This is a genomic window from Streptomyces sp. NPDC005878, from assembly GCF_040629815.1.
Classification (GTDB): Bacteria; Actinomycetota; Actinomycetes; order Streptomycetales; family Streptomycetaceae; genus Streptomyces.
Genome location: NZ_JBEXWK010000017.1, coordinates 21,746 through 35,351 on the forward strand (window position 1 = coordinate 21,746; position 13,606 = coordinate 35,351).

The 13,606-nt window shown below is 71.5% G+C and carries 13 protein-coding genes; 11 read left to right on the forward strand and 2 right to left on the reverse strand.

The window, feature by feature from the left end; translation table 11 throughout:
• Nucleotides 1-11 precede the first annotated feature (11 nt).
• Together ABZ404_RS23620 and ABZ404_RS23625 are read right to left on the reverse strand one after the other, a co-directional pair.
• Nucleotides 12-968, reverse strand: coding sequence for a carbohydrate-binding protein (locus ABZ404_RS23620; RefSeq protein ID WP_358832905.1), 957 nt, complete (start codon nucleotides 966-968; stop codon nucleotides 12-14).
• Nucleotides 969-1,237: 269 nt separating this feature from the next.
• Complete coding sequence (locus ABZ404_RS23625; RefSeq protein ID WP_358832904.1) at nucleotides 1,238-1,714, reverse strand: SsgA family sporulation/cell division regulator; 477 nt, start codon at nucleotides 1,712-1,714, stop codon at nucleotides 1,238-1,240.
• Between the two features lie 412 nt (nucleotides 1,715-2,126).
• On the opposite strand from ABZ404_RS23625, the gene ABZ404_RS23630 reads away from it, so the two are divergent.
• The 11 genes from ABZ404_RS23630 (at nucleotide 2,127) to ABZ404_RS23680 (ending at nucleotide 13,443) form a co-directional block, all read left to right on the forward strand.
• Complete coding sequence (locus ABZ404_RS23630; RefSeq protein ID WP_358832903.1) at nucleotides 2,127-2,354, forward strand: hypothetical protein; 228 nt, start codon at nucleotides 2,127-2,129, stop codon at nucleotides 2,352-2,354.
• Nucleotides 2,355-2,414: 60 nt separating this feature from the next.
• On the forward strand, nucleotides 2,415-2,879 hold the full coding sequence (locus tag ABZ404_RS23635; RefSeq protein ID WP_358832902.1) for a cupin domain-containing protein: 465 nt from the start codon (nucleotides 2,415-2,417) through the stop codon (nucleotides 2,877-2,879).
• A 140-nt stretch (nucleotides 2,880-3,019) separates the two neighbouring features.
• Nucleotides 3,020-3,802 (forward strand): GntR family transcriptional regulator, encoded by a 783-nt coding sequence (locus tag ABZ404_RS23640; protein WP_358832901.1) that lies wholly within the window; start codon nucleotides 3,020-3,022, stop codon nucleotides 3,800-3,802.
• 18 nt (nucleotides 3,803-3,820) lie between these two features.
• A complete protein-coding gene (locus ABZ404_RS23645; protein WP_358832900.1) occupies nucleotides 3,821-5,149 on the forward strand; it encodes a hypothetical protein in 1,329 nt (442 codons plus the stop codon).
• Between the two features lie 306 nt (nucleotides 5,150-5,455).
• Nucleotides 5,456-6,547 carry a phosphatidylinositol-specific phospholipase C domain-containing protein gene (locus tag ABZ404_RS23650; RefSeq protein ID WP_358832899.1) on the forward strand — a complete coding sequence of 364 codons (1,092 nt, stop codon included), beginning with the start codon at nucleotides 5,456-5,458 and terminating at the stop codon, nucleotides 6,545-6,547.
• Nucleotides 6,548-6,631: 84 nt separating this feature from the next.
• The gene (locus ABZ404_RS23655) at nucleotides 6,632-7,180 is read left to right on the forward strand and encodes a serine hydrolase domain-containing protein (RefSeq protein ID WP_358832898.1); all 549 of its coding nucleotides are present in this window, start codon (nucleotides 6,632-6,634) and stop codon (nucleotides 7,178-7,180) included.
• A gap of 3 nt (nucleotides 7,181-7,183) precedes the next feature.
• On the forward strand, nucleotides 7,184-7,471 hold the full coding sequence (locus ABZ404_RS23660) for a hypothetical protein (RefSeq protein ID WP_358832897.1): 288 nt from the start codon (nucleotides 7,184-7,186) through the stop codon (nucleotides 7,469-7,471).
• 268 nt (nucleotides 7,472-7,739) lie between these two features.
• Nucleotides 7,740-8,228, forward strand: a complete 489-nt coding sequence (locus ABZ404_RS23665) for a hypothetical protein (RefSeq protein ID WP_358832896.1) — start codon at nucleotides 7,740-7,742, stop codon at nucleotides 8,226-8,228.
• Between the two features lie 204 nt (nucleotides 8,229-8,432).
• On the forward strand, nucleotides 8,433-9,146 hold the full coding sequence (locus ABZ404_RS23670; protein ID WP_358832895.1) for an SDR family oxidoreductase: 714 nt from the start codon (nucleotides 8,433-8,435) through the stop codon (nucleotides 9,144-9,146).
• Nucleotides 9,133-10,572, forward strand: coding sequence for an MFS transporter (locus ABZ404_RS23675; RefSeq protein ID WP_358832894.1), 1,440 nt, complete (start codon nucleotides 9,133-9,135; stop codon nucleotides 10,570-10,572). The genes ABZ404_RS23670 and ABZ404_RS23675 overlap by 14 nt, the downstream gene beginning before the upstream one ends.
• A gap of 381 nt (nucleotides 10,573-10,953) precedes the next feature.
• Complete coding sequence (locus ABZ404_RS23680) at nucleotides 10,954-13,443, forward strand: discoidin domain-containing protein (protein ID WP_358832893.1); 2,490 nt, start codon at nucleotides 10,954-10,956, stop codon at nucleotides 13,441-13,443.
• Nucleotides 13,444-13,606 lie beyond the last annotated feature (163 nt).

Genomic DNA, 13,606 nt, shown 5'->3' on the forward strand with positions numbered 1-13,606 from the left:
TCAGGGCGCGGTCACTGCCGTACGGTCCAGTGGTCGTTGGCGCCCGCCTGGAGGAACTTCAGCGGCGGGCAGAGGAAGTCCCGCCCGGAGGGATTGGCCTCGGTCCACGGGGAGTCGGCCGGGCGCGCGGGCTTCCACACGCCCGCCTTGCGCAGCTGGATGGCGCTGCTGTCGAAGACGGTGTTCCTGGCCTCGGTGCAGTAGTAGCCCACACCGGTGGCCGGGTTGACGCTCGCGTAGATCTCGAAGATGTCCCAGCCGTAGTCCAGGTCGCTCTGGTCGGTGCCGGACTGGCGGTAGAGCAGCTCCCACTGCGCGCTGCGGTGGTTGTACAGGTACGAGGACCAGCGGTTGCCCGAGCCGGTGTCCTTGACGAGCTGGATACTGAAGGCCGGGCGGCCGTCGACGGCGGTGGTGTACTTCGCGCGGAAGTCGGCGTCCAGCGGCACGATCTTGGCGGGTCCGCCGTTCCGCGAGCACCAGTCCCACGCCCACAGCTCGTTGCCGCTGTTCCAGTACGCGGTGACCACTTCGATGCAGGAGTTCTGCGCCTTGGTGGTGGGCGCGTAGGTGAAGTTGTCGGCGTCGCTCACGTGGTAGGCGGGGTCGAGGCTGTGGGTGGCGGTGATGCCGTCGTGGGTGCCGGGCTGCGGGAAGATCCCCCACCAGTTGTGGGTGAGGGCGGCGGGACGTGCGGCGCGGCCGTCCTTGAGCGCCGCCACCGCCCGGTCGCGGCCCGCGTCGTGGCCGGGGGTGCGGGCCCCGGCGACGGCGCCGCGGTGCGGGGCGTCGGGCGAGGGCGCGGTGCCGGGGCGTTCGGTGGGACGGGCGGCGGCGGTCCCCGTGCTCTGCACGGTTCCCAGCGCCGCGGCGGCGACGAGCAGGGCGGCCGCGAGGGCGGTTCTCGCGGATCCGGTGGATCTGGCGGACCTGGCGGTTCGCGCCCGGGTGCGCGTGGCTGTGTTCACGTGGCTCCTCCAGACCGGACGCGGGGTCCGGACGTCATGGGGTACGACGGTGGGGGGTGGGAGCACGGGTCCGGCGGCGGCGCGGGGTGGAGCGGGGTGGTGCGCCGCGGCGGAACCCGGTGAGCGACTAGTAATGTTCATGTCATTGACAGAACTGTCAATAGCCGCTGTAGCCAGGCGTGTTGACGTGGAACGCTTTCGAGCCGCGCCCGCTCCGGAAGCGCCGGGGCGGGCGGCGGGCTCTCAGGAATCCGTTCCCCCCGTCGGACCTACTGCGGGCCGTGATCCAGACACGGACACTCCCGGCCGCACCAGCGGCAGGCCGGGGCCGGTGCGGGGGTCGACGCCAGCAGCAGGTCCAGGACCGCGTCCACGTCGTAGCCGTCCAGCTCGCTTCCTTCCGGAACGAGTTGGTACGTACGGGAAAGGAACTCCGCGACGTCCTCGAGGCCGGCCAGCAGATCGGCGCTGCCTTCGTCCGAATCCAGCCTGATCCGTAACCCCCCGTCGCCGCAGTACCAGACGCGGACGTCCCCCATCCCGACCGGGCGGCGGGAGGTCAGCCCCTCGGCCACCAGGTCCCGGCCCATCGTCCAGGTGGTGTGGGTGCCGTTGCCGCAGACGAAGTCCACGGACACCGCGAGCGGATCGTCGGAGTCATAGGTCATCACGGCTTCCACCGGCGTCATGGCATCACCCCCCTCGTGCAGCAGCTCCACATACAGCGGTACGCAGATCTCTTCCATGTCTCCCCCCTCGGGACGGGCACCAGCGTCGGCTCTATGTCCTCTATGACGAAATGGACCGTGGTGTTAGTGACGGATTCCACCACCTCACCTACGCGCCGCGCGCCAGAAGTGACTCAACTGCCCCCATCGGCCCCCGAAAACGTGTAGGCGCGCCCCCGGTCAAGGGGGCGCGCCGGACACACCCGTGCGGAGGAACTGCGGTGCTGGACGTGTCGGAGCAGGTCCGGCCGAGGTCGGTGCCGCCGTAGCCGCCGGCCGAGACGGACACGTCACCGCCCCGGGGCCACGGAGACCGCCCGCTCCCGGCCCCAGGGACGCGTCCGCGAGCCGCGCGCCGCCCATTGTCAGTGCCGCGAGAGATGCTTGACGGTCCGACACCTTTACCGACGGACACGAGGGAGAAGCCGAGATGACCGAACCGGAGCGCACGGCCGCCAAGGCGTACGTCCGGCTGCTGCAGACCGCGCAGGCCGTGCTCGCGGACCCGGCGACGGCGCCGCGCGCCCTGGCGCTGCTCGCCGGGCCGATGGCGGAGGCCGAGGAGTCCCTGCGGGCGGCGGGCCTCGCGGGCAACGAGGCCCGGCTGTTCGCGCTGGTGGAGGACCTCCAGACCGATACGTACGCCTCGGGTCCCTGAGCCCGGAGCGCGCCTGCCACTATGGGGCCCCGGGGGGCGACGGCGACGGAAGGGCATGCCATGCGGGACTGGGTTGCCGAGCTCGGGCTCGAACCCCACGCGGAGGGCGGATACTTCCGCCGCATCTACACCAGCGCGCACACCCTGCCGCTCCCCCGGGGCCCCAGACCGGCCGCCACGTCCATCCACTATCTGCTCACCCGGGACCAGCCGCTCGGCCGTCTGCACCGCAACCGGAGCGACATCCTGCACTTCCTCCTGGACGGCGGACCGCTCGAATACGCCACGCTCGCCCCGGACGGCACCCTCGGCCGCGTCCGCCTCGGCACCGACGACTCGCGGTTCCTGCTCGTCCCCGGCGGCCACTGGAAGGCGTCCCGCCTGGTCGACGGCGCCGAACACGGCCTGGTGGCCGAGGTGGTCACGCCCGGCTTCGACTACGCGGACCACGAGTTCGCGACGGAGGCGGACCTGCGAGGGTTCCCGGGCGCGACCGACGCGCTCCGGCCATTCCTGCCCTCCTGACCCGCGCGCCGCCTCTCCCGTATGTGGCAATCTCGCCAATGTCCGCCTGCGGTTCACCCTGGCGGTCTAGACCAATGATACAAAGGCAGTCGCTCCACAGAACCACTCAGACACCCGCAGTGATCGATCTAGGGAGACACATGCCCGGCACACATGGTCATTCCCTGCCCCCCGTCCCCCGCTATCTGGAGATCGCCCACGACCTCAAGTCCACGATCGAGTCCGGCACTTCGACACCCGGACACCGGCTGCCCGCCGAGCGGATCCTCGCCGAGCACTACGGCAGCAACCGCCAGACGATCCGCCAGGCCCTGGACGTCCTGCGCCAGGAGGGGCTCATCAGCACCGAGAAGCGCGGCTCCTTCGTCCGTGGCGACCGCCCCGGGGAGGCGCACGCGCGGCTGCTCCAGGCGCCCCCGGAGGCGCAGTTCCCGCTGGGCGCGCTCAGCCCCCGGGCGGGCATCGCCGCCGCGACCCGGCTGGTCTGGGAGGCCCCGCCCGCCCCGTACGCGGCGCAGCTGGGCCTGCGGCCCGGCGTCCGCACCCTCGTCCACTACTACACGGCCTCGGCCGGCGACCGGGAGATCCAGCACGCGGTCAGCTACCTCTCCCCCAGCCTGATCGCCCAGATCCCGCTCCTCGCGCGCTACGAGCGGACGCTGTCCCACCACACCCACAGCGATCTGCGCCGCCTCTACGCGTGGGCCGCGGACGCCGGCCTCAGCCTGGAGCACAACGAGCAGCTCACCATGGCCCCCGGCGACGACCGCTCCGACGGCGTTCCGCAGCTGGAGATCCACCGCGAGGTGCGCGACCAGCACCACCGCACCGTGGAGATCACCCTGCTGACCTTCCCGCACGCCGAACAAGGCCCGATATATCACTTCACGTCCCCGGCCCGGGATGTGCGCCCGCCGCTCTGACACCTACTCTTCCTGGTCATGACCAGATCATGGAAGACCGGGCTCACCGCCCTGGCCGCCGGCTTCGCCGCCGTCGCCGCATCCCTGGCGACGGCCGGTCCCGCCCGGGCGGCCACCCCGTTCGGCGCGCTCGACAGCGCCGTCGTCAGCCAGTTCACCCTCGACCCGCAGGCGGACTTCGGCGGGCAGCGCCAGAACACCTTCGACGTCTACGACGAGGCGATCAAGGCGGTGGAGGCCAAGGGAGCGGTCGCCCGGACCAACGCCACGAGCGTGCTCACCTCGGGCGGCCGCACCGGCACCAACGGCCTGTGCCACAGCACGGGCCTTGCTTCGAGCCTCGGCCCGACCGGCTTCTGCTGGGACAAGGCGGACGACACGTCCAACTCCTACACCGACGCGGGCGGCTGGACGCCGCAGGGCCTGACCGGCTCGTACGACGCCCAGCCCGGCGGTCTGTGGGACGGCCACAAGGCCTTCCTGGCCTCCTGGCACTTCAGCCGGGGTCTCGGCGGGGCGAACCCGGTACCGAACGAGTTCGCCCGGGTCAGTCTGGTCAACGCCGACAACAGCACGATCACGTACAACCATCTGCTGCTCGTCGAGCCCACCGGCACCCGCGCGGGCGGCGACGGCAACTTCCGGGCCGTACAGGGCACCCACGCCGACGGTGTGGTCTGGTACGGCAACAAGGTCTTCGTCGCCAACGGCCGCTGGCTCCAGGTGTACGACCTCCAGCACATCTGGAAGGTCAACTCCAGCCAGGAGTCGGTCGGCATCACCGGCACGACGTCCTCGGCGCGCTGGAGCAACTACGCGCTGCCCATGGTCGGCCGCTACCGCACCACCGCCGACGACAACACCGCGTGTGCCGTGGCCGCCGGCACCACCCCCTGTCTGAACTCGCTGAGTCTGGACCGCACCGGCCAGGACGGCCTGGTCTCCGCCGAGTACAAGTCCGGCGGAGCGGGCGGCCGGGTCGTGCGCTGGCCGCTGAACTACCTCACCGCGCTCCCCTCCACCACCGACCCGTCGGGCCACGGCGTCAGCCACGCCACCGTCGGCTACTCGTCGCCGGTCTGGGCGATGCAGGGGGCCACGACGAACGGCCAGTACTGGTACATGAGCGGCACCTGCCCCACGGGCACCGGCGGCGGCTCCGGTGACGCCATCGACTACTCGTGCATCCACCGGGCCCTGCCCAACGACGCCCCGCACGTGTACACCACCTCCCCGGTCCTGACCCAGAACCTCGGCTACTCGCCGGACACCGGGCGGATCTGGGGGATCAACGAGCGCATCAACTCCACCACCGGCATACGGGTCGTCTTCTCGATCACCGGGTGATCCCCCTCGGGTGATCAGCACCCGCCCCGGGCGCGCCGACCGCGGCGGCACGGCACGCCGAGGCCGGCGGCGCCCGGGACGGACCACATCCTGCTGTGCCGGCCGGAGCAGCGGTGGGGCAGTGCGCCGGCCAACCCTCCATCCACGGCGTGCCGTTCGAAGACTCGCAGCCGATGACGGACCGGCGAACAGCTCGACGACAGCTCGGCGACGGCGGGAATGCAGCGCGTGTTGCTTGTCATGACTCTGTCGATTCACACTCTGCTGTCACCGTCCGACGAACAGCCGCCCCCACTGGAGGTCCCCGTGTCAGAACCGCTGCCCGGACGCCGTACCACCCGCCTGCGCACCGCCCTGGCCGCGACCGCCGCCGTCGGTCTCGGCCTGGCGCTCCTCGGCGCGGGCGGCGGCGCCGACGCCTCCGCCGCCGGACCCGACAGCCTGCCGCTGTCCGGCGCCACGTCCTCGGGCCTGCACAACATCTATGACCCGGCGTCCTTCCGGTATCTGGCACAGGCACTCGACACCGGCACCTCCATGATCGAGCTCGACGTGTGGGACGACTTCATCACCAAGGAGTGGAAGGTCAGCCACTCCAACCCGCTGGGCAACAGCAACAACTGCGTCAACGCGAGCACGCCCGCACAGCTCTACTCCGGGAGCGCCAACAAGAACCTGGAGAGCTGCCTGGACAACGTACGGGTCTGGCTCGCGGCCCACCCGGGACGCGGGCCTCTCATGATCAAGCTGGAGATGAAGGCCGGGTTCCAGTCCCGCTTCGGCCTCGGCCCGGCCCAGTTGGACCAGGCGATCAGCGCTCACCTCGGGTCGGCGGTCTTCCGCCCGGCCGACCTGCTGGCCAAGCCGGGCGGTGGCCAGTACGCCACCCTCGACGAGGCGGCCACGGCCGGGAACTGGCCCACCCGCGCGCAACTCGCCGGAAAGGTCATCTTGGAGATCATCCCCGGCACGGTCGAGGAGGGCAATCCGACCGACACCCTGTGGACGGACAAGGAGTACGCGACGTATCTGCGCGATCTGCACGCCGCCGGACGCACCGGGCAGGCGCAGATCTTCCCCACGGTCCACGGCGCCCAGTCCGGTGACCCGCGCACCCGTTACGCGGACACCTCGCTGCGCCCGTGGTTCGTCCTGTTCGACGGTGACGCCGCCACGTACCTCAACGGCACCATCGACACCGGCTGGTACGACGCCCGCCACTATCTGCTGGTGATGACCGACTCCCACGGCGTCGCCCCGGCTCTGGACGCCAAGAACCCTCCCGCGGCCGACGCCCAGGCCCGCATAGCGCTGCTCGCCAAGTCCCACGCGACCATCGCCTCCAACGACTGGACCGCGCTCCCCCAGGTCCAGGGCATGACGCTGCCTCGGGGCTGACCCGGGTCGCAGCACGCGGGGCCGTCTCGCTTCCGTCGCGGCGGCCCCGCCACATGCCGGGACTTCGGCATCGGGGATCATGGAATGATGCGTCCCGTACCCCTGTGCGTCCTCAGCAGCTCCGCCCCGCCACGGGTCGAGCACGGCCACGACCCCGAACTGTGCGTCCAGATCGGCTCGTTGACCAAGCCTCTCACCGGCACGCTCCTGGTCCGCCTCGCCGCCGCGGGTGCGCTCGAACTCGACGATCCCCTCGAACGCTTCCTGCCCGTCCCGGCGGGCACCGGCATCACCCTGCGACATCTGGCCACCCACACCTCCGGCCTTCCCCGGCTGCCTCCGGGCCTCGATCGCCGCGATCCGTATGTCCCGTTCGACGCCGCGGCCCTCGACGCGCTGGTCCGGCGCCTGGACACCCTGGTGACCGGGGCCCCGGGCGAGCGGGAGGAGTACTCCAACTTCGGCTACGCGGTGCTCGGTTCGGCCCTCGCCGCCGCGGGCGGCGCCCCGTACGAACACCTGCTGACCGAGTTCGTGCTGAGCCCCCTCGACATCACGCAGGTAACCTCCGCCCCGCCGCCGGAGCGACGCCTGGTCGCCCGGGGGCTCCTCGGCCGTCCCCTCCGACCGTAGACCATGACCGGCGCGATCCTCCCAGCCGGGGGCCTGTGGGCCACCCCGGTCGCGGCCTCCGAGCTGCTCACCTCGCTGCTCGTCGACCACCGGCTGGGCGAGCCCGCCCCGTCCTGGCAACGGGCCGGCCGCCTCGTGTGGCACAACGGCGCGACCAAGGACGCCTCGGTCTTCGCGGGCGCGCTGCCCAACGGCGCCTGGGTCCTCGTCCACCGACTGGACGGCGACGCCGACACCACCGACAAGATCGGCATCGAGCACCTCAAAAGCACGACACAGGGCACCGGCTAGGGCGCCACGGCCGCGCTCCCCCATCCGTCCCGCGATCGCCCCCACGACGAAGGCGAGACACGCCTGCCGGACGAGGACGCACACCCTTATGGCGACCGACCCGCGCCTGCACGCCGGCAACGCCGAAGAGGAGCGGTGCCGGAAGCCGAGCCAGGCCGACAGCAGCGAACGAATGCCCCCGCTTGCCCGCGTCCTGAGCGCCTGACAGCCTGGCCGCCCACCGGTTCGGCACCCCTTGCCGTTCCCGACAGCTGGAGAAGGGTTCACGATGACGTCTCCCCGAGAGCGCGGCGAACGAGCCCCTGCGGCCACGTTCGAGGCAGCCACCGGCGACGGACCGGCACCGGCGGAGCCGCCGGCCCAGCGGGAAGCCGCGGTGCGGGTCGCCTTCGAGGGACTGCGGCAGATCCGGCGCCTGATGAACACCGGGCACGCGGAGCCGCTCTCCGTACCCGCCGCCTGGGAGCGGACACAGTTGGGGCGCGCCATCTCCCTGACCCTGGAGGCCGCGGGCATCCCTCCGTCAGCCGTGGACGGGACCGGACGGCGGACCGCGACGGGTTACCGCGTCTGTCCTGCCGAACAGCCCGGCGCCGTCCGCGTGGAGTGGCTGGGCCCGCCCGGGAGCGGCGCCGCCCAGGAGGAAGCGGAGGCGCTGCGCCGATGTGCGGACGCACTGCGGGCATGCGGCTGGGAGGCGCTGGAATATCGGGGAGCGCGCCGCCACCGCTACCTGGAGGTCGAAGCGGCCCTTTGACGGCTCCTTCCGCGCGCCGCCGCAACACCCTGCCCCGCACCCCCCGGTCACACCTCGCTGTTCCGCCCCTGGACTTCACCGACACCTGATCCACGCCTCCACACCTCCATCCATTTGAATATCCAACCCACTCCGCTAGAGTGAGTCCAGTTTTCCTACTCACTCGCCTTCGGGCCTGCTTCCACATCCCGAAAGAAGACGCGCATGCGGAACACCACGGCGCTCGTGACCGGCGCCAACCGAGGGTTGGGGCGCGCCTTCGCCCTCGCCCTGCTGCAACGGGGCGCGAAAACCGTCTACGCGGCGGCACGCGATCCGCGCACGGTGACCGACCCGGGACTCACCCCGGTCGCGCTCGACATCACCGACCCCGCCCAGGTCGCCGCGGCCGCCGAACTCTGCTCCGACACCTCCCTTCTCCTCAACAACGCGGGGATTCTGCGCGGCAGTTCCCTGATCGGTACGGACTCACTCGAAGGGGCGAGGGCGGAGCTGGAGACCAATCTCTTCGGCACTCTGGCGATGTGCCGCGCCTTCGCGCCCGTGCTCGCCCGGAACGGTGGCGGCGCCGTGGTCAACATGCTCTCCGTACTGTCCTGGCACACCCTCCCGCAGGTCGGTTCGTACGGTGTCTCCAAAGCGGCCGCCCTGTCGATGACGAACGCGATACGCGAAGAGCTGCGGCCGCAGGGCACGTTGACCGTCGCCGTCCACGCGGCCTTCATCGACACCGACATGGCAGCCGGCGTCGACCAGCCGAAGACGAGCCCCGTCGACGTCGCCCACCAGGTACTCGACGCGGTCGAGGCGGGCCGCGAGGAAGTACTCGCCGACGCGCTCACCCGCCAGGTCAAGGCCGCCCTCTCGGGGACTTCGGGAGCCTCGGGAGTCACGGAGGTGTCCCGTGCCACGCGCTGACCTCCGCACCAAGGGCAGCCCCACGGCCGTCCTCGTAGCCGCCTGCCTCGGCCTGTTCACCGTCTTCCTCCAGACCACCCAGACCATCGGCACCCTCAGCGCCGTCCAGGACGACCTCCACGTCGCCCCGGCCGACCTGGTCTGGGTACCCAGCATGTACACCCTCGTCGTCGCCTCCTTCGTCCTCGGCGCCGGCGCCCTCTCGGACCGATGGGGCCGCCGGAGAGTCTTCCTCGCCGGGGCCGTGGCCATGGGCGCGGGAGGACTGGTCCTCGTCCTCGCCTCCACCCTCCAGACGGTTCTAATCGGCCAGGCCCTCGCGGGCCTCGGCGGCGCGCTCATCACCCCGAGCTCGCTGGCGCTGGTCAGCCACGCCTTCCCCGACCCGCGCCGCCGCGCCGGAGCCATCTCCGCCTGGGCCGCGACCTCAGGGCTCGGCCTGGCCATCGGCCCCGTCACCGCCGGACTCGCCCTGCGGTGGTGGACCTGGCACGCCGCCTTCTGGCTGAACGTGGCTCTCGGCGCCGTGGCCGCCCTCGTGGCGCTGGCCCGGGTGGAGGAGTCGCGCGTCCCGGGCGGCCGACCCGACTGGGCCGGACAGATACTCGGTACGGCCGGACTCGTCCTGTTCATCTACTGGTTGATCGACGGCGGCCACCACGGCTACACCGCCGCCCGCTCCCTCGCCTCACTCGCCGGAGCCCTTCTGCTCCTCGGCCTCTTCGTCGCCGTCGAGCTGCGCCGCGAGTCCCCCATGCTCGACCTGCGTCTGATGCGCGATCCGTCCTACAGCGCCTCCCTGCTGCTGGCGGCCACCGTCCTCTTCGGCTTCGTCGGTGTCTCCCTTCTTCAGGTCCTGTGGCTCCAACGGGTGCGCGGTCTGAGCGCCCTGGAGGTGGGTGTCCAACTCCTGGCGGAGTTCGTCACCTTCATCGCCGCGTCGGTCGCGGCAGGGGTCCTCGTACGCAAGTGGGGCCCCCGGCCGCTGATCATCGCGGGGCTCCTCCTGGCCGCGTCGGGCGCGGCGCTGTTCGCCACCGTCGAGCCCGGCGACACCTTCACCGCGTACGCCCCCGCACTCGTCGTCTTCGGCCTGGGCTGCGGGCTCGCCAACGCGCCCTCCACCGCCCTCGGCGTCAGCCATGTGCCGCGCGGCCGCGAGGGCGAGGCCAGCGGTACGGTCAACGCCGCCCGCCAGGTCGGCGCGGTCCTGGGCACCAGCATCCTGGGCACCCTGATGACCTCCCGCTTCACGTACCGCCTGACCGCGGGCGTCAAGAGCCCGGCCGTGGCCTTCACGGACGCGGTGGGCTACGCCGCGTGGACCGGGGCGGCCGTACTCGTCATCGGCACCCTGACCGGTGTCGCCCTGCTCACCCTGGCGGGCCGCCGAGCGGGTATGGCTGCCTACGAGGCCGCCGGCTGACACCTCCCGAGGCGGATGCGGGTTCCCCGGTGCCCGGCCGGGGCTCCGCCGCCCCCACTGTGAGAACGCCCGGTCGGCAGTGGCCCCCTCCCCCGAGCCACTGCCGACCGGAAGCCAGGTGGACCCCGCTGCCCCAGGGCGCGCAGTACCGATGCGTGGATCCGCAATGCACGGAGAAACGGTGCGAAGAAACATGCGGTGTACGTACACATGGGGGGCTCTTGGCCTGGACCACCCGCGGTCAAGGGCGGATCATCCGCCGTTTCCACGCCAGGACCTGCCCGAGTACGGCGCGATTCCGGCATCTGACCTTGACACGGCACCCACATGACCTAGCTTCAGCCGGAGCATTGCCGCCACATCTCAGCCGGGGGGCTCGTCATGACATCCAGGTTCTCGCGTACATCGTTCCGTCTCACCCGCCTCAGACCGCGTGCCCTCGTCCTCATCGCGGCCGTCACGACGACCGCCGCGCTGGTGCCGCTGGTGCCGAGCGACGCCGCCGCCGGCCATCGCCCCGCGCCCCCGGTGATCGACCCCAACGCGTCCCCGACCTCTCCCCACCACGGAGTGGTCCCCGCCGAGGCCATGCGGTCCACCGCGCCCGCCCTGGACGAGTCCGGCTGGTCGATCACGACCAGCGGCACCTCCCTCACCATCGACATGCACCGGACGGACGTCGTCTCCGCGCTCGTCTACCGACCGCGCAAGGCCGTCGACGGCAGCCGTGTCACCGAGTACGCCATCCGTCTCAGTACGGACGGGCGGCGCTGGACCCGGCCCGTGGCCACCGGCACCCTGGCCGACGACCTCACCACCAAGACCCTCGACTTCGCCGCACAGAACACCCGTTACCTGCGGCTCTCGGCCACGACCACGGCCGGCGGTCGCCGTGGCTGGGCCGCCGGGACGGAACGCACCTCCACCCGCTCCGCGCCCACCCCGCCGGCGTCGGGAGCTGACGTCGGCCTCTTGGGTGCCCCCGGCCTCCCGGCGCCCTCCACCGCCTTCCTGCCGGTCGACGGCTGGACGGCCTCCGCGACCGATGAGGAGACGGCCAAGGAGAACGACCGCGCCGCGAACGTCCTGGACGGCGATCCGGCCACCTTCTGGCACAGCAGGTGGTCGCCGAAGCCCACACGGTTCCCGCACGCCCTCGTCATCGACATGCACCGCACCACCACGGTCTCCGCGCTCACCTACCAGCCGCGACAGACCAACGCGAACGGCCGCATCGGGACCTATACGGTCTCCACCAGCCTCGACGGGATCTCGTTCGGCGCACCGGTCGCGAGCGGCCACTTCAAGGACGACGCGACCACGAAGACCGTTCCCTTCACCCACGCCGTCTCCGCCCGCTACGTACGCCTCATCGCTCTCAGCGAGGCGGGACAGCGGGGGACCTGGAGCTCCGCGGCCGAGATCCGGCTCAGCGGTCCGAGCGACCCCTCGGTGGGAGGCTCCTGGGGTCCTGTCACCGGTTTCCCCCTGGTGCCGGTCGCCACGGCCGTCCTGCCGGGCAACAAGCTCCTGGCCTGGTCGGCGTATGCCGTCGACCGGTTCGGCGGCAGCAACGGCTACACCCAGACGGCCATCATGGACCTCACCACCGGCCACGTGACCCAGCGCCGCGTCGACAACACCGGCCATGACATGTTCTGTCCCGGCATAGCCCTGCTGGCCGACGGACGGGTGTTGGTCACGGGCGGCAGCAACGCGTCCCGGGCGAGCATCTACGACCCCGCCACGGACTCCTGGTCCTCGACGGCCGATATGAACATCACCCGCGGCTACCAGGCGATGACGCTGCTCTCCAACGGTGACGCGTTCGTCCTCGGCGGGTCGTGGAGCGGCGGCGACGGCCCCAAGAACGGTGAGGTGTGGTCCGCCGCCACCCACACCTGGCGCAAGCTGCCGGGAGTGCCGGCCGCGGGCGCGATGACGGCCGACCCCGCCGGTCCCTACCGGGCCGACAACCACATGTGGCTGCACGCCACCTCCCGGGGCCGCGTCCTCCAGCTCGGCCCCAGCAAGCAGATGAACTGGATCACGACCGACGGCGACGGCACGATCACCCCCGCCGGAACCAGGGCCGACAGCCCGGACGCGATGAACGGCAACGCCGTCTCGTACGACATCGGCAAGCTGCTCACCCTGGGCGGCGCGCCCGCCTACCAGAACACCCCCGCCACGCGCCGGGCCTACACCGTCGACCTCAACGGCGGCGGCCGACCCATCGCCACCCGCACCGGGGACATGGCCGCCGCCCGGGCGTTCAGCAACAGCGTGGTGCTGCCGGACGGAAAGGTCGCCGTCTTCGGAGGGCAGGAGACCCCGGTCCCGTTCAGCGACGCGACCTCGGTCATGACCCCGGAGATCTGGGATCCGGCGACCGGCCGCTTCACACCGCTCGCCACCATGGCGGTGCCCCGGACCTACCACAGCACCGCGAATCTGCTGCCCGACGGGCGCGTCTTCTCGGGCGGCGGCGGACTGTGCGGCGACTGCGCGACCAACCACCTCAACGGCTCGATCTTCACCCCGCCCTATCTGCTGAACCCGGACGGCACCGAACGGACCCGGCCCGTGATCACCAGCACTCCGCCGGCCCATGTGGCACTCGGCTCGACGCTGCCCGTCTCCACCGGCTCGCCCGTCAGCGCCTTCGCGCTGGTCCGCTCCGGGGCCGCGACCCACTCCACCGACAACGACCAGCGCCGGGTGCCCCTGACGTTCCGCCAGGTCGGCGAAGGCTCCTACCAACTCTCCATCCCGAGCGATCCCGGTATCGCGCTCCCCGGCACGTACCTGCTGTTCGCCCTCAACGCGGACGGCGTACCGAGCGTCGCCAAGATGATCAGCGTGGGTTGACCCATTCGTCACCCTTCGGGTGTGGGGGGAAGCACACATGCCTCCCCCGATGAACGAGCCGCACCGCACTCCCGTCTTCCCTGCCGGGCTCCGCAGGCCCCTGCGAGCTGTCGACGTACCCGGCGGGGAAACAGGAGCTGAACGAACGTGCCGGCCATCAGTC